This window comes from Brevibacterium sp. AGC70 (assembly GCF_057334195.1).
In genome coordinates this window covers 308,856-326,187 of sequence record NZ_JBHFIH010000019.1, presented here as the reverse complement: position 1 = coordinate 326,187, position 17,332 = coordinate 308,856, and the positions used below count along the sequence as shown (strand labels likewise).

The window sequence follows — 17,332 nt, the reverse complement described above, 5'->3', positions numbered from 1 at the left end:
TCAGGCCACCTGCTGGGTCTCGATGGAAGTCGTGTGTGCGCCGACGTATCCGGCGGTGCCGGCGAGGGCGCGGGCGTTGTCGATGATGCGGATGAGCGCGCTTGTCATGCGCAGATATTCGTAGCCGGATCCTGCCGACCGCATCTTCCCCACCATGGCGGTCTCCATGAAGCTGTTGTCGCCCGAGGTCATGAGATCGATGAAGACCTCGCCGGGGATGTCGAGGACGAAATCGGCACCCTTGATCGCGCGGGCCACGACCTCGAGGACCTGGCCGCGGTAGCAGCGGATGTGCACGGGGCGGCCGCCGATCGAGATCCCTATCGTTCCGTCGTAGGACTCGATGAGGCGGGCGAACGACTCGTCCTCGCTCAGCCGGCGGTGGAGCTCGGCGTTCCACTCCCTGCTGCCGGGGCACAACAGGCCGGAGAAGGAATCGGAACGGTCGAGGGCCCAGGCGTCGGGCATCGTGCCGGTGAATGCCAACCGCAGGACGGCAACGGCCCCGGTGTCATCGTCGAGGAAGGCAGTCACCTCGGCGCGCACACTTGCGTCCCGATCGGACAGGATCGCTGTGACGACCGCAGTCGGGGACAGAGACTCGGCGATAGGCCCTTTCAGCTCGAGGTGTGCGGACACCAAGTCCGCTGAGACCAGGTCGGAAGCGTCGATGATCTCGGTGCGAAGCGCAGTCGCCACAGCGTCAGCCAAGGCCAATGTCGAACCCGGTGCGAGGGTGGGGGCGGCAGCGAGCAATCGCTGTCCGGGGGCGAGCGGCGGTGTCATTGAGATTCCTTCCGAGGGGGCTTATGAGAAGATTGGTGGCAATGGACGAGCATGTGGACAAGTCAGGCAGGCGGCGGGCTGCGCCACGTTTCATCGACCGCGAAACGGTCGTCGATGCGGCGCTCGAAGTGCTCGCAGCGAAGGGTTTCCACGGGGCGTCGACGCGTGAGATTGCGAAGGCAGCCGGGACCTCGCTGTCGAACCTCTACAACTACTTCGGTTCGAAGAGCGAGATCCTTGAGGTCGTCCTCGAGGACACTGCCCGCACGCTCGCCGACTCCCTCGAGGCGGCAGTGACTGCGGCCGGTGAAGCGCCGTTGGCCAGGCTTGATGCGGCAGTGCGGGCCTACGTCGATTTCATCGTGGAGAAGCCGCGCGCCTCGGTGGTGGGCATCACCGAGTTCCGTTACCTCGAAGGTGAGAACCGCGCCGAGGTGGTTACTCAGCGTGATCGGACGGAGAAGGTCTTCCGTACCGCCATTGCCGACGGCCTCGATGCCGGAGCCTGCGATGTGCGCAACATCGGCTCGGCCACACGGGGTGTTGTGACTCTGTGCAACTCGATGTCCACGTGGTACCGGCCAGACGGCAGACTTTCGCCCGGCGAACTCGCCGATCTCCAGGTCGACCTGGTGTTCGGCCTCGTGCGTGCTGCGAACCGACCGGACAACGCCGGTCGGTAGTCCGTAGCAGACCTCAGACTGACTGGCCACGATCGACTCGTTCCATGGTGCGCGCATCAGCGGCCCCGCTGGCGGGCGGGAATGAGAACCGCGCTGCGTCCCATCCGGCTTCGAGCGAGGACCAGAAGAAGAACGAAACTCTGCGTTCGGTGAAGCGCCATCCCTCTGCGGTGCGGACCATCGTGTCGTCGTAGCGACCCGCGGCCAACTGCGATTCGCCCTCGACGACGCAGGGCTGGAGCAGCCAGGTCGTGCCGGTGGCGAAGTCGCCGTCGAGGTCGACGGTTTCGTTCGAGCTGAAGTGCCACCACGAGGTCACGGTCGTCGAATTGAGCTTCGGGAAGAACTCGAGCATCTCCTCTCGACCGCGGGCAGTCGAGAGTCCGACGAATGCCCCGTCTTCGGTGAATGTGTCGGCCAGAGCATTCCAGTGTCCGTCATCGAGAGCCTGGCAGTAGCGGGCGCGAAGCTGTCCGATCGCCTGGATGTCCTCGAGGCGGGCGATGCGCTCCTCGAGTGATGCATTGTGCTCAGACATGTTCGACACCTGCTGCTTCCGAAGCTTCGCGCTCCTCGATGTCACGAGTCGTCTCGTGCAGGTTGGCCCGGAAGCGCTCCTTGATCGTGTAGACGGCGATGAAGGTGATGATGGCCATGACGATGATGTAGGCCGATACGCTCGCCGAGGTGCCTGTGAACTCGATGAGGGAGACCATGATCATGGGTGCGAGTCCACCGGCGAAGACACTGGCGAGCTGGAACCCGAGAGAGGCTCCGAAGTAGCGAACGTCGGCGGGGAACATCTCCGCGAACAGTGCCGCCTGCGGGCCGAACATCATTGCATGCAGTGTGAGACCGACGATGAGAGACAGACCGACGAGGACAGGATTACCGGTGTCGACGAGCCAGAAGAACGGGAATGCCCAGACTGCCATGAGCACTGTGCCCACAAGGAAGATCTTTCGCCGGCCGTGGCGGTCCGACCAGGCCCCGAAGTAGGGGATCGTGAAGATCTGAGTGGCAACGGCGAGGCAGACGATCATGATCATCGTCGTCTGTGAAAGACCGACGTTGGCCGTTCCGTAGGAGAGCATGCCGGAGATCATGACGTAGAAGGTGCCGTTGACGACGAAGAATGCTCCAGCTGCCTGGAGGATCTGACGCCAGTACCTGCGCACGGCGCCCAGCAGTGACACCTTGGGCATCTCCTTGCCTGCGGTCGCGGCCTGGGCCTTGGCCTGCATCGATTTGAAGACCGGAGTCTCTTCGATCTTCATCTGAACGAAGATGCCGACCGCGACGAGAAGGAGTCCGGAGAGGAACGGCACACGCCAGCCCCATGCGATGAAGGCCTCTTCATCGACGAAGAGCAGGATGCAGAGGAAGAAGGCATTGCCGATGATGATGCCTGCGACGGTGCCGAGCTGAACTAAGGAGCCGTAGAAGCCGCGACGCTTGATGGGGGAGTGCTCGGTCAGCAGCAGTGTCGCGCCGCCCCACTGGGCGCCGACTCCAAGTCCCTGGATCAGGCGTGCGGTGATGAGGAGGATGGGTGCCCAGATTCCGATGGTGTCGTACCCGGGCAGCATGCCGATGGAAGCCGTCGCGAGGCCCATGATGACCATGGAAGCGACAAGGGGTCCCTTGCGTCCGAAGCGATCGCCGAGTGCGCCGGCGATGATGCCGCCGACTGGTCGTGCGATGAAGCCCACGGCGAGGGTGCCGAACGAGGCGATGGTCCCCAGTGCGCCGTCGAGGGAGGGGAAGAAGATGTGCCCGAACACCAGCGCCGAGGCGGTGGAGTAGATGAGGAAGTCGAACCATTCGAGGGCTGTGGCGAGGACCGAGGCACTCGCCAGCTTCGTCATCTTGCTCTCCTCAGGGAGGTCAAGATCGACGGCGTCAGGCCCGGAGCGGTCGACGGGTGGTTCGATTGTTGAGGCCATAGCACTCTCCTTTGAGCAGGGAAGAACGTTCGTTCTTGTATAGTGAGTATGGCAGATCACATGAGGGCTGGCAATAGGGGGTCCGCAAAGGACCGTTCCGGCCCAGAAGAACGAAGGAGTCGGCAATGACGCAAGATCCCGCGCAGTCCGGACCGTCCCTGGGCAGGTCCATCTCCACTGACCATAGTCTCTACTTCGAGGACATGGACGTCGGCCAGATCTATCGGTCCTCCTCACGAACTCTCTCGGAGGCCGACCTCACACTGTTCTCCATGGTCTCCGGCGACTGGAACCAGGTGCACTCCGACGCCGAGTACATGGAGGCAGGCGGTGGTCGGCTCCTCCACGGAGTACTGGGGATCGCGGTGATCACCGGACTGATGGACCGGGCCGGCTGGTTCACCAGTTCCGCGATCGCGATGACCGGCATCGACGACTGGAAGTTCAAGCGCCCGCTCCACATCGGAGACACGGTGACCATGGAGATGGAGATCCTCGGCAAGCGGCTGGTCTCGGCCGAGGACAAGGGATTCCTCGACCGGCAGTTCACCCTGTACAACCAGCATGGCGAGATCGCCCAACAAGGACGATGCGGCTTTCTCATCAAGCTTCGAGACGAGTGTGCAGCCAACGGGCAGGACTGGTGAAGCGCCCCTACCCCAGCTGCCCGGGATTGAGGACGCGGGCGAGGAAGTCCTTCGTCCGCTGCTCCTGCGGGTTGCCGATGACCTCCCTGGCGGGTCCGGACTCGACGACGTACCCGCCGTCCATGAACAGGACGCGGTCGGCGACCTGCCGGGCGAACTCCATCTCATGCGTGACGACGACCATCGTCATGCCCGCCTCGGCGAGGTTGCGCATGACCTGGAGGACATCGCCCACGGTCTCTGGATCGAGTGCCGATGTGGGCTCGTCGAAGAGCATCACATCGGGGTCCATGCTCAGGGCCCTAGCAATCGCCACTCGCTGCTGCTGGCCCCCGGACAGGGACGAGGGCTTGGCCTCGATCTTCTCAGACAGTCCCACCTTCGCCAGGTTCGCCTCGGCGACGGTGTTCGCCTCAGCCTTCGAGCGCCCCAGGACCTTGGTCTGGGCGATGGTGAGGTTCTCTCGCACGGTGAGGTGGCCGAAGAGGTTGAAGGATTGGAACACCATGCCGATGCGGGTGCGCGCGGCATCGATGTCGAGATCGAGGTCCATCATGTCCATGCCGTCGACGACGATCGAGCCGCCAGTCGGGGTCTCGAGCGTGTTGATGCAGCGCAGCATCGTCGACTTGCCGGAACCCGAGGGGCCGATGACGCAGACGACTTCGCCCTTGTCGACGTCGAGGTTGATGTCCGTGAGGACCTGGTTGGACCCGAAGCTCTTCTTGAGGTTCCGAATCGCGATGATCGGAGTCGCGGTCTCCCGTGCCGAGGTGGTGGCTGATCTGGACATTACTTCGCTCCTGGCTCGGCGGAACCGTATTTGCGTTCGAGGACACGTGAGAGATACGACAGCGGGATCGTGATGATGAGATAGCAGACCGCGATGACGATGAACGGGGTGAGGTTGGCTGTGTTGACGATCTCGGCTCGACCGAGTGCCGCGAGTTCGCGCCCGTCGACCGAGGACCCGAGGATGTAGGCCAGTGAGGAATCCTTCGTGAGCAGGATGAGTTCATTGGTCAGCGGCGGGAGGATGATGCGCATCGCCTGGGGCAGCACGATCGTGATCATCGCTCGCGAGGACGACATGCCCAGCGAGCGTGCTGCCTCGACCTGTCCCTTGGGCACCGCTTGAATGCCGGCGCGGATGGTCTCCGCCATGTACGCCGAGGACACGAGGCCGAGGGCGATCATGATGATGACCAGCTGGGGGAGTAGGAAACCGGGGAACGCGACGGGAAGCCCGAATCCCATGACGAGGAAGACGACGAGAGCCGGCAGTCCGCGGAAGAATTCGATGTAGATCGTCGCGAGCCAGCGATAGACGCCGACCGAGGACAGCCGCATGAGGGCGACGACGAGAGCGATGGCCAGCCCGAGGACGAAGCCGAGGGCCGTGAAGATGACGGTGTTCTTCAGCGCACCGGTGATGACCTCAGGAAACATGTCGACGGCGATGTCGACCCGGCCGAAGGAATCGATGAGCGTCGGCCAGTCGGCGACGAGCGCGATGACGACGGCTATGAGGATGAGGATCGCGTATTGGATGCCACGGGAGAGCTTGGCCTTCTGACGCTTGCTCATCTTGGCCTTGGGGGTAGCAGTGGCGAGAGGGACTGCGGGGCCGGTTGGGCCGTTGCCTCCGGTCGCGGGTGTTGGTGACATGGGTGAGTCCTTCAACGATGGTGGCGTGGTGTGCCGAGTCTGCTCAGGTCAACGGGCGGCCGGCCCAGACGTGAAAGTCGTGGCCGACCGCCCGGTCAGCGATCTCTATTTGGGAGCTTCGCCGAACCACTTCTTGTAGATCTTGTCGTACTCGCCGTTGTCCTTGATCTCCTTGAGAGTGTCGTCCACGGCCTTCTTCATCTGGGTGTTGCCCTTTTTCATGCTGATGCCGTAGTGCTCATCGGTCTTGATATCGAAGCCGATCGCGAAGCCCTTGTTCTCGGTGTTGTAGTTGTAGAGCACGCCGTTGTCATTGATCACGGCGTCGACCTGTCCGGTCTTGAGCGCTTCGAGGGACAGCGGCAGGTCCTCGTAGGTGATGACTTCCGAGTCCTTGAAGTTCTCGGTTGCGTACTCGAGTCCCGTGGTGCCGGCCTGGGCCGCGATCTTGAAGCCCTTGAGCGCTGCCTCGTCTTCTGCCTTCTTGTCGCCCTTGGTCAGAATCGCCTGGTTGGCAGCGAAGTACCCCTCTGAGAAGTCAGTGGCCTCTTGACGCTCGGGAGTGATCGTCGTCGCGGCTGCCGCGACATCGCACTTCTGCTGGTTGAATTCCGCGCCTGAGGTGATCGTCTCGAACGAGGTGTTGATGATCTCCTGCTCCACGCCGAGCTTCTTCGCCACGGCATCGACGATGTCGACGTCGAATCCGACCACCTCGCCGTCCTTCTCGAACTGGAAGGGCTGGTAGGACAGGTGGGTGCAGGTCGTCAGTTTGCCCTCTTTGATCAGGGGGACTCCACCTTCGCCGGTCGCTGCCGGCTCTGATTCGCCTCCGCCGCCGCCCGCGGACAGAGCGAGCATGGCGCCGACGGCCACCGTGGCCAGAGTCAAGCGTCGTTTCATAGTTCCTCCAGGAGAGTCAGTGACATCGATGTCATAGAAAAGTGTCGCTCGCGCGGGAAAAGTCCGAGCAACGTCTGAAAGGAATCGTACCGTGTCTTGCATCACACGCATGACGAACGGAGCCTCGCCGAGGCGGTCGTTGCCAAATCGTAGTGTTGAAATTCCGTATCAGCCTGGGGCAGCGTCAGTCTTCGGCCCTGATGAGGTCCGAATGAAGGTGATGAGTCATGGCCGCGCCAACTGCGGCCATTGAGAAGTCGACCGACAGCTGATTCTTCACCAGACGGTAGGTTCGAGCGGTTGCTGCAACGGGTTTCGCCGAGGCTGCCACGAGGACCTGCGGTGACTGCAGCTCGAGAACCAGTCCGTCCTCAGCTGCAGTCAGGGTGCCTTCGGCCAGTTCGGCGTGCCCGGTCGGTTGGGCCAGCACGAGTTCGACGGTCGAGGGCGTGGGGCTGCGCAGGAACCCCGTTTCCATGTGCAGGGGCCGTCCGTCGGGTGACCAGGTGCGCTGCTGATAGACCAGGAAGGGCTTGGCGACGTCGCGGAGGATCAGTTCTTCGCTGTAGCTGAACGGGTCGATCGTGGGGTAGTGGCCCGATCCCGGGCCCCGCCAAGTGCCGATCAAGGGCCTCAGCTGCGGTGAAAGTGCCATGGTCGTCCTCCCCAGGATCGGTTGCCTTCGTCTCGATCCTAGGGCATGAGGTCTCAGCTCAGCTGAGCTTCCATGTCGAGGTCAGAGGTGTCCTTGGCCAGGAACAGGGCGATGAGCGTGAGGATCGCCGCACCGATGATGTAGAGGCCGCAGTAGAAGATCGTTCCGCCTTCGGCCTGCCACAGGGCCACCATGACGAACGGCGCCGGACCCGCACCGATGACGCTGGACATGTTGTAGGAGATCGCTGAGCCCGTGTAGCGCACATTGGCAGGGAACAGCTCCGGCAGGTACGCGGCCATCGGACCGAATGTCAGTCCCATGAGGATGAAGCCGACGATCAGGGCGATGATGACGCCTGGGGTTCCTGCATTGAAGAGGACATTGACGACGAGACCATAGGCGGCGATGAGAACCGTGACCCCCATGAGCATCGTGCGTCGCCCCAGCTTTTCGGCCAGCGGTCCGGAGACCACGGTGAAGATGCCGAAGAAGACGACGCCGATGATGAGGTAGGTGAGGAACTCACTCTTCGTATATCCCAGCCCAGCGACGAATCCGGCGGGATCGAAGCTCGTGCCGGCAGCCTCGGCGGCGGTCTTCGCCTGACCGGTGGTGGCTGGTGAGGTGCCGTAGGTGAGGGTGAACGCGGTCATGAAGTAGAAGATCACGTAGGTCGCGAACATGATGAAGGTGCCGAGGATCAGCGGCTTCCAGCTCGTCTTGAAGACGGCAGCGAGCGGGGCCTTGGAGATCTGCTGCTTCTGGGCGACCAGCTGGAAGGCGGGAGTCTCCATGAGGGACATGCGAACGTAGAGGCCGACGGCGACGAGGAGCGCCGAGAGCAGGAAGGGGATGCGCCAGCCCCAGGCGAGGAACGCCTCGGGGGATGTCCACTTGTTGAGGCCGACGAAGAGCAGGTTGGCGATGATGAAGCCGACAGGGGCGCCCAGTTGCGGGAAGGTTCCCCAGATGGCACGTTTGCCCTTCGGCGCGTTCTCGGTGGCCAGCAGTGCCGCACCCGACCATTCGCCGCCGAGTCCGACGCCCTGGCAGAAGCGCAGGAGGACGAGGAGCAGTGGGGCCAGGACGATCCAGCCCGGAGCGCTCGCGGTCGGGAGGAGGCCGATGAGGAAGGTGCCGATGCCCATGATGAGCAGGGACGCGATGAGTGTCTTCTTGCGGCCGATGCGGTCGCCGAAGTGGCCGAAGATGATGGAACCCAGGGGTCGGGCGACGAAGGCGACGCCGAAGATCGCGAAGGAGCTCAGCAGCTGGGTCGTCGACGTCTGATTGGGGAAGAAGAGGGCAGGGAACACCAGCGACGAGGCGGTCGCATAGGCATAGAAGTCGAAGAATTCGATCGTGGTGCCGACCATCGAGGCGGTGAGAACCTTGCCCCGGGTGTTGTTCTTCCGAGTCGCTGCGATGACATCGGATTCGGACTCCGGGCCCGGCTGAGCGCTCGGGTTTCCCGGCTGTGTATCGGTGGACATGTTCTTTTGTGCTCCGCTGTTGTCGAGATACGAAGGCACGGGCGGGATGGTGCTCGTGTCAGATGAAAGTCGCCGGACACAGGCGTGAAAGGCGACTGCTAGACACTACTCTTGTCTCACACAATGCGACCCGAAGGTATCAGAAGTTGAGATTACTTGTACGTCCGAGTGATCTGCACGACTCAGACCCCACGTCACGCCAGGACGTGAAGCCGGCCTCAGAGCTCGACGGTCGAGCGGTTCGTCGTGCCGCCTCGGCGGAGGGAGATCGCGATGACGAGGACGATGAGCCCGAGCAGACACAGGCCCACGCCCACCCAGGCCGGGGCGCGGTAGCCCAGGCCTGCGGTGATGACGATGCCGCCGAGCCAGGCGCCGAGGGCGTTGGCGAGATTGAACGCGGCATGGTTCATGGCCGCTGACAGGCTCGGTGCGTCGTGGGAGTCGCGCAGCAGGCGCATCTGCAGCGCGGTCGTGATCATCGAGCCGGCGATGCCGATGAGGAAGAGAGCGATGATCGCGACGGCCGGGATCTGGGTGAAGGCGCCGAACGCGGAGAGCACGATGGCGGAGAGGATCATGCCGCCGATGCCAGAGCGTTCGATGGACTTGTCGACGAGGGGCCCGGCGATGAGGGAGCCGGCGGTCATGCCGAGTCCGTAGACGGCGAGAACCCAGGGGATCGCGACCTCCGGGACGCCGGCGACGTCGGTCATGGTCGGGGCGATGTAGGTGTAGACGGCGAACATGCCGCCGAAGCCGACGGAGCCGGCAACGAGGGTGAGGATGATCTGCGGTCGGGCCAGGGCCTTCATCTCACCGCGAGCCGAGGGCACGCCGCTGAGCTTCACGCGGGGTACGCCGACGGCGACCATGATGACGGTGAGGATGCCGAGAGCGGCGACGAGGGCGTAGGCGCTGCGCCAGCCGAGCATGTTGCCAAGGGCCGTGGCGATGGGGACGCCGACGATGTTGGCGATCGTCAGACCCAACATCACGCGTGCCATCGCTCGCCCGCGGCGGTTCGGGGGCACGAGCGAGGAGGCGACGATGGCGCCGATGCCCAGGTAGGCGCCGTGGGGCAGTCCGCTGGCGAAGCGCGCAATATTGAACAGGGTCGCGTCGGGTGCGAGCATCGAGGCGACGTTGCCGAGGGCGAAGAGACCCATGAGGCCCAGCAGCAGGTTCTTGCGGTCCATGTGCGCAGCGATCGTGGTGATCAGTGGTGCCCCGACGACGACGCCGATGGCGTAGAACGACACGGCGTGGCCGGCCTGGGGCACGGTGATGCCGAGTTCGCGCGCGATATGGGGCAGCAGGCCCATCGTGGCGAACTCGGTCACACCGATGGCAAATGCGCCGATCGCTAAGGCGAAGACGGCGAACTTGTAGACGCGGCGTGGCACCGGAGCGTCGCTCATGGAGTTCCTTCGGGCGAAGTGAATGATCTGGACCGCTGTGACGCCCGAGGTCGGAGACTCACGCGGGCGATTCACTGCAACCGAACAAGCCTATTGCCCATCGACGGCCACCGATAGCCCCGCGGACGCAATGTGACGATTCGAACAGCGTCAGCCTTCTTCGTCCATCTCTGCCAATGCCTGCGAAGCCACGGAGAATGCGGTGTTCGCACTGGGAACGGAGCAGTAGATGGCGGATTGGAGGAGGACTTCCTTGATCTCGTCGCGGCTCAGCCCGTTGCGCACTGCGGCCTTGACGTGCATCGCGAGCTCGGCCTCGTGGCCGCCGGCGATCATCGCGGTCAGTGTGATCGCTGATCGCATGCGCTTCTCGAGGCCCGGGCGGGTCCAGATCTCACCCCAGGCGTAGCGGGTGATGAGGTCCTGGAAGTCGGCGGTGAAGTCATCGACCTTCGCATTCGCGCGGTCGACGTGAGCATCGGAGAGGACCTGGCGGCGCACGGTCATTCCGGCCTCGCGCACCTCGTCCCGGCTGGCTTCACGTGGACCGGAGGCAGTGGGCAGGTCCGCCGAGGCGGCGTCCGAGCCCTGAGTGTTCGCAGTGTTTCCGCCCGTGCCGTTTCCATCCAGGAAGTCGTGGAGCAGACCTGCGGCGACCGCCGGCGCTTCGGCAGGCACGAGGTGGGCGGCGCCCTCGATGACCTCGAGGAGGGCACCGGAGATGCCATTGGCGATCTCCGCGAGTTTGGTCGGTGGGGTCGGCTGATCCTCGGACCCGGCGACGGCGAGAACCGGCAGGGTGATCTCCGATAGGCGCGAGCGGACGTCGAAGGAGGCCAGTGCGTGGCAGAGCGCGGCATAGGAGAAGCGGTCCGCGTCCTGCAGCGAGTGCAGCAGGGCAGCCGAAGCATCGGGCTCGCGATCCATGAAGCCCTCACCGAACCAGCGCTGGGCCGAACCGATGACCTGTGTGGGTGTGCCCGAGGTGGCGACGACCTCCGCGCGTTCCTCCCAACCGCTGGCCTCACCGATCTTGGCTCCGGTGCAGAACACGGCGGCACGATCGAAACGATCACCGTGGTCGAGGGCCAGCTGCAGGGTGATCGCGCCGCCGATCGAGTCACCGGCCAGGCTGATGCGGGCAGCAGCAGAACCGGCCACGTCGGGAAGGACTCGGTCGATGGTGGTCAGGACCGCCTCGGCGAGGTCGCTCATCGTCAGTCTGGGCACCTCGGACGTGCCCGCGGGGACGTTGACCGGCGTCGAGCGGCCGTGGCCGGGCAGGTCGATGCCGATGACCGTCGTCTCAGGATCCACGCCGCCGAGGTGGGTGGCAGCCGTCTGCCACAGCGCGCTCACCGAGGTGCCCAGTGAGGGCAGGACGACGAGGACGCGCGGGTTCGCTGTGGCAGGGGCGGTCGGTGCGGCAAGGACGGTTGCGGTGAGTTCCACGTCAGGTCACTTTCTTGAGGCGAAGGGGAGGAGCCCCGGCGATACGGGCTCGGGTCCGTTGATGGTGGCAATGATGGTCTGTCGGATGTCTTCGGCGTCGCCGAGGTAGTTCTCCGGAGAGAAGAAGCTCTCCAATTCGTCGGCCGAGGCATCGTCCCCAGCATCCGGGTTCTGGCTCAGGGCTGCTTTGAGCGCGGCCACAGGGTCACCACCAGGGGCGATGATGTCCTGAACCTGAGTCTTCGTCAGCCGGTCGCCGAAGGCGGTGTTGAGGCGTTCGGCAAAGATGCCGGGGCTGGCTGCGTCCACGTTCTTGCGCATCGCATCAGGTTTGACGCTCAGTCCTTCGACCATCGTCTGGAGCATGATGAGGGAGGACACGGCCAGGCCCATGAGCTCGGAGAGGGCAGGCCATTCGGCGTGCCAGGCTCCGTCGGAGCGCTCCTCGATCGCCTCGGCCGCGGTCGAGGTCAGTGTGGCCATGAGCCCGGGAGCGCGCATGCCGTTGCGGTGAAGCAGCACCGCCGAGGTGGGGTTGAGCTTCTGCGGCATCGCCGAGGACCCACCGGTCGCAGCCAGGTTCAGTTCGCCGACCTCCGGGCGGGTGCCGATGAGGACATCTCGGGCGATTGAGGCCCCGACAGTCACACATTGGGTGAGGTGAGAGGCCCAGTTGAGGACCCGTACGCGGTCGGTGTGCCAGGGCGCGGGAATGCTGGTGAGTGCGGCGTCGGGTCCGCGCAGCTGCACATGGAATTCGCGCAGCAGCGCCTCGGTCTGGGCTCCCGCGAACTCGCGGATCGCGGCTCGAGTGCCCGCGGCTCCTCCGACCTGCACGTAGTCGATGCGCGGGGTCAGGCTCTGGACCTCGTGGACCTCGGCGGCCCAGGAGGCGATCTTGAGCCCGAAGGTCGTCGGCAGCGCCGGTTGAGTCAGGGTGCGAGCCAAGCACACGGTCGAGGCATGATCCTCGGAGAGCCCGACGAGCACCTCGGCGATGACGTCGAGGCGTGCATGAGTCTGGCGGGCGACTCGGGCCATGAGCAGCCCTAGCGCCGAATCCATGACGTCCTGGCTGGTCAGGCCCTTGTGCAATGCGCGGGACGCATCCGGACCGAGTCGTGTGCGCACGGTCTTGAGGAACGGAATGACCGGGTTGCCGCCGGATTCGGCGTCAGCGGCCAGTGTCTCGAGTTCGGCGGAGTCGGAGAGCAGCGACCGTGTGGTGGCTTCGATGCCCTCCACCGCCTCGGCGCGGTCATCGGAGGAGATCAGCCCGGCATGTGCCTGAGCATTGATCCACGCCGACTCCACATCGCCGAGTGCAGACACGAGGGCGACATCGTCGATGGCCTCGGCGCCTCGCAGGTCGCCCGGGGCGAACAGGAGGCGCGTATGGGCAGCGGTGTCAGTCATTGTGTGTCCTCTCCGGTGGCGGCAGCGGTGACTCGGTCTTCGTGAGTCCTGTCAGTCTTCGTGGCTGGGGAACCGCAGGAATGGGGTCTCGTTCTCACCCTGCAACCGTATGTCGAAACGCAGCGATCCGTCAGCCCCGCGAGTCGCGATGAGACGGTCCCGCTCTGTCGCATCGAGGGAGGACAGCAGCGGGTCGGCCGCCAGAGCCTCGGTGTCCTCGGGGAGATAGATCCTGGTGAACAGCCTGTTCAGCAGTCCACGGGCGAAGATGACGACGCTGATGAACGGTGCCTTGCCTGCCTCGGTCGCCCCTGGGTTGAGGGTGGAGAAGACGTATCGGCCCTCCGGGTCGACCTCATTGCGGCCGAAACCGGTGAAGGTGAATCCGTCACGGCGCAGGGAGCCCGAATTGCGGGAGACGTTGCCGTTGCCATCGGGCTGCCAGATCTCGAGGATCGCATCGGGGACGGGCGCACCCGCCCCGTCGTAGATATAGCCGTGGAGCTGGACTGCTTCGGCTTTTGCTGGAGGAACGATTTCGTTGTCGCCAGGCCATGGCATGGCATAGCCGTAGAACGGTCCGACGGTCTGGCCGGGTGTCGCGGTGAGCTTCTGGTCAGTCATCGTCCTCTTCTTCCATCCAGGTGCGGTTGCCTCCGGTGAGCACGATGTCCCAGTTGTAGCCCATGAGGAATTCGTGCTCGGTGATGTTGTGATCGTAGGTGGCGACGAGGCGGTCGCGGGCTGATTGATCCGTGATCGACTGGTATATCGGGTCGAGGGCGAACAGCGGATCGCTGGGGAAGTACATCTGAGTGATCATGCGCTGGGTGAACTCGGAGCCGAAGAGCGAGAAGTGGATGTGGGCCGGCCGCCACGCATTGTGGTGGTTCTTCCACGGGTAGGGTCCCGGCTTGATCGTTGTGAACGAGTAGGAGCCGTCGTCGCCGGTCAGGGTGCGGCCGACGCCGGTGAAGTTCGGGTCGATCGGGGCCGGGTGCTGGTCGCGCTTGTGGATGTAGCGACCGGCGGAGTTGGCCTGCCAGATCTCAATGAGCTGGTTTCGGACCGGGCGGCCGTTGCCGTCGAGGACGCGACCGGTGACCTTGATGCGTTCGCCGATCGGCTCCCCGCCAGCCTGAATCGTGAGGTCGGATTCGAGGTTCGCTAAGTCGCGGTGGCCGAATGCAGGGGAGAAGAGCTCGATGGTCTCCGGGTCCGTGTGCCGAGGGTCCTTCGTCGGGTGCCGCAGAATCGAGGACCGGTACGGCGGGTAGTCCAGGCGCGGCTGGGTCTCGGCCGGTGTGCCGGCGGCGACTGCATTCTTATGCTCGGTCTCGATGGCTTCGACCTCGGCAGACAGCGTCTGCTGTGACTCGGCCGCATCGTCCGGGCCGGAGAGTTTCTGTGCTCCCATGTCGAACCTTTCTTCTCGGTGTGGGGGTTCTTTGTGTTGAGCCTGCTCAGCCCTCGGGCCAGCCTGTGTAGCACTCGGCGAGGTAGCGCCGCCCGTGCTCGGATTCGAGGATCGAATTGAGCTCGCCGAGGCTGCGCTTCGTTTCGAACGCATCCTGGCTGGGGTCGGAGTGGAGCATCCGGGTCATCTGGTAGGAGAAGTTCTGAGCTTTCCACACACGTTTCGTCGCGGTCCGCGAATACCCGGCCAGCGCCTCGGCGTCGGAGTTCTTGAGAGCTGAGATCAGCGCCGGGGCAAGCACTGACACGTCGGCGAAGGCGAGGTTGAGGCCTTTTGCCCCGGTGGGAGGAACAGTGTGGGCGCTGTCGCCGGCGAGGAACAGGGAACCATGCTGCATCGGCTCGGTCACGGCCGAGCGGAAGGGCAGGATGTTCTTGTCGATGATCGCGCCCGTTTTGAGCTGGAAGCCGTCGGGTCCCTCGACTCGGGACTGCAGCTCCGACCAGATGCGGTCATCGGACCAATCGGCCACCTCGGTGTCGGGGGAGGTTTGGAAGTACATGCGCTGCACGGACTCGCTGCGCTGGGAGACCAGGGCGAAGCCGCGTTCGGAGCGGGAGTAGATGAGGACCTCGTGGCTGGCCGGTGCCTCGCAGAGGATCCCGAACCAGGCAAAGGGATATTCGTGGAAGAAGCGCTGCTTCGTGTCTGCTGGGATCATCGCCCGGCAGGGCCCGCGGGAGCCGTCGGAGCCGATGACGTAGCGGGCATTGATCGTCAGTTCCTCACCGTTTTCGGTCGTCGCACTCACCCACGGCTGTTCGGTCTCTATGTCGCCGATCGCGGTGTCGGTGATCGAGTAGAAGGTGGGGCGTCCGGTGCGTTCGCGGGCGGCGGAGAGGTCGACGAAGATTTCGTTCTGCGGGTAGAGCCACACGGATTCGCCGACAAGGTTCGGGAAGTCGAAGGAGTGGCTGACGCCGTCGACGCGGATGTCGATGCCGTCGTGGCGGTGGCCGGAGGTGTGCACGCGGGACTCGATGCCTTCGGCCTCGAGCATTCGCACGGACCCGGCCTCGAGGATGCCTGCCCGGTGAGTGCGGGCGATGTCGTCGCGGCTGCGGTTGTCGATGACGACTGAGTCGATCCCTGCATTGTGCAGCGTGTGGGCGAGCAGCAGCCCGGCCGGACCTGCTCCGACGATAGCGACGTCGGTCTGAAATTCTGGCACCTGGGCCTCCTTGCCGTATTCGTCCTCTCAGTGTGCGCCCAGTCACTGACACAAGGCGAGGAAGTTATCAATGAATGAGAAGAGCGGCTGTGGGGACCCCAGGATCGGCGGGGATTGGAGCAGTGGTGTTGACGAACGGTCGGATTGTTGAGCAGAATGTAGGGCGTTGTGTTCGCGAGGTGCGGTCTGAACGTCTTTCCCAGCCCGACTCGGCAATAGATAGCTCAACACATGCATGTATCGTCACGGCAGCCAGCTGCCTACAAGCAGAAAGCTCATGAATGATCATCACCGGACTGATCGTCGGCCTGGCACTCGGATTCGTCCTCCAGCGGGGACGTTTCTGCGTGACCGGGGCCTTCCGCGATCTCACGCTGACCGGGAACACGCGATGGTTCTCGGCACTCATCCTCCTCATCGCCGTGCACTCGATCGGGTTGTTCCTGCTCAACGCACTGGGCGTCATCACCTTGGAGGCCTCGCCGTTCCCCTGGTTGGCGTCGATCATCGGCGGCCTCATCTTCGGCTTCGCCATGGTGCTGGCCGGCGGATGTGCCACCGGCACCTACTACCGGGCCGGTGAAGGTCTGGTCGGCAGCTGGTTCGCACTGATCTTCTACGCGCTCGTCTCCGCGGTGATGAAGAACGGACCGGCCGCCTCGGTGACGGAGGGGCTGCGCTCGATCACGATCGAAAGCGGCACGCTCCAGGCATCGACGGGGCTGAGCCCGTGGGTCTTCGTTGCGATCATCTCCGCCGTGGCCATTGCCGTCACCGTGCACCACAACAAGAAGACCGCCACGCCCGTCGCGACCCTGCCGCCGCTGAAGAAGGGGCTGGCTCATATCCTCACGGAGAAGCGCTGGAACCCGTTCGTCACGGCCGTCGTCATCGGCGTCATCGCCACGATCGCCTGGCCGCTCTCGGCTGCGACCGGACGCAACTCGGGTCTGGGGATCACGACCCCCTCGGCGAATCTCACGACATTCCTCGGCACGGGCGACTCCTCGCTCGTCGACTGGGGCGTCATGCTCGTCATCGGCATCCTCCTCGGATCGTTCATCGCGGCGAAGGCCTCGGGAGAGTTCCGGATCCGTGTCCCCGATCAGTCGACCGTGGTCAAGTCCATCCTCGGCGGAATCGGGATGGGTGTCGGCGCCGCGATCGCCGGCGGCTGCACCGTCGGCAACGCCATGGTCTCGACCGCGCAGTTCGAATATCAGGGGTGGGTCGCGACCTTCTTCATGATCGTCGGCGCTGGAGTCGCCGCGAAATTCACCATCAGATCAGGAGCGCGGACAGGTGCCGCGCAGCCCGTAGAGAGCAGGAGCATATGAAACAGGTATTAGAGACAAACGGTCTTGTCTGCCCCTTCCCCCTGGTTGAGGCCAAGGACGCAATCGGTGGAATGGACAACGGAGATGAGCTCGTCATCAACTTCGACTGCACCCAAGCCACCGAGGCGATTCCTCAGTGGGCGGCGGAGAACGGCTACCCCGTGACGCACTTCGATCGCACCGGTGAAGCGAGCTGGACCATCACCGTGCAGAAGGCCTGACCGGCCACAGATCTCTTCTCGGTCACACGACCAACCCCACTGCCGAGGCGGGC

18 protein-coding genes are annotated in these 17,332 nt (G+C 64.2%); 4 read left to right on the top strand and 14 right to left on the bottom strand.

The window, feature by feature from the left end:
• On the bottom strand, positions 1-786 hold the full coding sequence (locus tag ACE03M_RS19195) for a hypothetical protein (RefSeq protein WP_485935608.1): 786 nt from the start codon (positions 784-786) through the stop codon (positions 1-3).
• A 41-nt stretch (positions 787-827) separates the two neighbouring features.
• On the opposite strand from ACE03M_RS19195, the gene ACE03M_RS19190 reads away from it, so the two are divergent.
• Positions 828-1,469 (top strand): TetR/AcrR family transcriptional regulator, encoded by a 642-nt coding sequence (locus tag ACE03M_RS19190; RefSeq protein ID WP_485935606.1) that lies wholly within the window; start codon positions 828-830, stop codon positions 1,467-1,469.
• Positions 1,470-1,482: 13 nt separating this feature from the next.
• On the opposite strand, the gene ACE03M_RS19185 is transcribed toward ACE03M_RS19190, so the two are convergent.
• Positions 1,483-2,007 carry a nuclear transport factor 2 family protein gene (locus tag ACE03M_RS19185; protein ID WP_485935604.1) on the bottom strand — a complete coding sequence of 175 codons (525 nt, stop codon included), beginning with the start codon at positions 2,005-2,007 and terminating at the stop codon, positions 1,483-1,485.
• Complete coding sequence (locus ACE03M_RS19180) at positions 2,000-3,415, bottom strand: MFS transporter (RefSeq protein ID WP_485935602.1); 1,416 nt, start codon at positions 3,413-3,415, stop codon at positions 2,000-2,002. The genes ACE03M_RS19185 and ACE03M_RS19180 overlap by 8 nt, the downstream gene beginning before the upstream one ends.
• Before the next feature lie 125 nt (positions 3,416-3,540).
• On the opposite strand from ACE03M_RS19180, the gene ACE03M_RS19175 reads away from it, so the two are divergent.
• A complete protein-coding gene (locus ACE03M_RS19175) occupies positions 3,541-4,062 on the top strand; it encodes a MaoC/PaaZ C-terminal domain-containing protein (RefSeq protein WP_485935600.1) in 522 nt (173 codons plus the stop codon).
• A gap of 7 nt (positions 4,063-4,069) precedes the next feature.
• On the opposite strand, the gene ACE03M_RS19170 is transcribed toward ACE03M_RS19175, so the two are convergent.
• From ACE03M_RS19170 to ACE03M_RS19120, 11 genes are all read right to left on the bottom strand, one after another.
• Entirely contained in the window at positions 4,070-4,855 is a 786-nt protein-coding gene (locus tag ACE03M_RS19170) for an amino acid ABC transporter ATP-binding protein (protein WP_485935598.1), read from the bottom strand.
• Positions 4,855-5,649, bottom strand: a complete 795-nt coding sequence (locus ACE03M_RS19165) for an amino acid ABC transporter permease (RefSeq protein ID WP_143922360.1) — start codon at positions 5,647-5,649, stop codon at positions 4,855-4,857. Before ACE03M_RS19165 ends, ACE03M_RS19170 begins: the two co-directional genes overlap by 1 nt.
• Positions 5,650-5,835: 186 nt before the next feature.
• Complete coding sequence (locus ACE03M_RS19160; RefSeq protein ID WP_485935596.1) at positions 5,836-6,633, bottom strand: transporter substrate-binding domain-containing protein; 798 nt, start codon at positions 6,631-6,633, stop codon at positions 5,836-5,838.
• 184 nt (positions 6,634-6,817) lie between these two features.
• Positions 6,818-7,288, bottom strand: coding sequence for a heme-binding beta-barrel domain-containing protein (locus ACE03M_RS19155; protein WP_485935594.1), 471 nt, complete (start codon positions 7,286-7,288; stop codon positions 6,818-6,820).
• A gap of 53 nt (positions 7,289-7,341) precedes the next feature.
• Entirely contained in the window at positions 7,342-8,784 is a 1,443-nt protein-coding gene (locus ACE03M_RS19150; RefSeq protein WP_485935592.1) for an MFS transporter, read from the bottom strand.
• 218 nt (positions 8,785-9,002) lie between these two features.
• On the bottom strand, positions 9,003-10,205 hold the full coding sequence (locus ACE03M_RS19145) for an MFS transporter (protein WP_485935590.1): 1,203 nt from the start codon (positions 10,203-10,205) through the stop codon (positions 9,003-9,005).
• Between the two features lie 150 nt (positions 10,206-10,355).
• Positions 10,356-11,657 (bottom strand): bifunctional 3-oxoadipate enol-lactonase/4-carboxymuconolactone decarboxylase PcaDC, encoded by a 1,302-nt coding sequence (gene pcaDC, locus ACE03M_RS19140; RefSeq protein WP_485935588.1) that lies wholly within the window; start codon positions 11,655-11,657, stop codon positions 10,356-10,358.
• Positions 11,658-11,663: 6 nt separating this feature from the next.
• On the bottom strand, positions 11,664-13,073 hold the full coding sequence (locus tag ACE03M_RS19135; protein ID WP_485935586.1) for a lyase family protein: 1,410 nt from the start codon (positions 13,071-13,073) through the stop codon (positions 11,664-11,666).
• Between the two features lie 51 nt (positions 13,074-13,124).
• Entirely contained in the window at positions 13,125-13,697 is a 573-nt protein-coding gene (gene pcaG / locus ACE03M_RS19130) for a protocatechuate 3,4-dioxygenase subunit alpha (protein WP_143922234.1), read from the bottom strand.
• Complete coding sequence (gene pcaH, locus ACE03M_RS19125) at positions 13,690-14,490, bottom strand: protocatechuate 3,4-dioxygenase subunit beta (RefSeq protein WP_485935584.1); 801 nt, start codon at positions 14,488-14,490, stop codon at positions 13,690-13,692. The genes pcaG and pcaH overlap by 8 nt, the downstream gene beginning before the upstream one ends.
• A 46-nt stretch (positions 14,491-14,536) precedes the next feature.
• Complete coding sequence (locus ACE03M_RS19120; RefSeq protein ID WP_485935582.1) at positions 14,537-15,721, bottom strand: 4-hydroxybenzoate 3-monooxygenase; 1,185 nt, start codon at positions 15,719-15,721, stop codon at positions 14,537-14,539.
• Between the two features lie 281 nt (positions 15,722-16,002).
• On the opposite strand from ACE03M_RS19120, the gene ACE03M_RS19115 reads away from it, so the two are divergent.
• Both ACE03M_RS19115 and ACE03M_RS19110 read left to right on the top strand, forming a co-directional pair.
• Positions 16,003-17,058 carry a YeeE/YedE family protein gene (locus tag ACE03M_RS19115; protein WP_143922231.1) on the top strand — a complete coding sequence of 352 codons (1,056 nt, stop codon included), beginning with the start codon at positions 16,003-16,005 and terminating at the stop codon, positions 17,056-17,058.
• Positions 17,055-17,279 (top strand): sulfurtransferase TusA family protein, encoded by a 225-nt coding sequence (locus tag ACE03M_RS19110; protein ID WP_143922230.1) that lies wholly within the window; start codon positions 17,055-17,057, stop codon positions 17,277-17,279. The genes ACE03M_RS19115 and ACE03M_RS19110 overlap by 4 nt, the downstream gene beginning before the upstream one ends.
• The last annotated feature ends 53 nt before the right edge of the window (positions 17,280-17,332 follow it).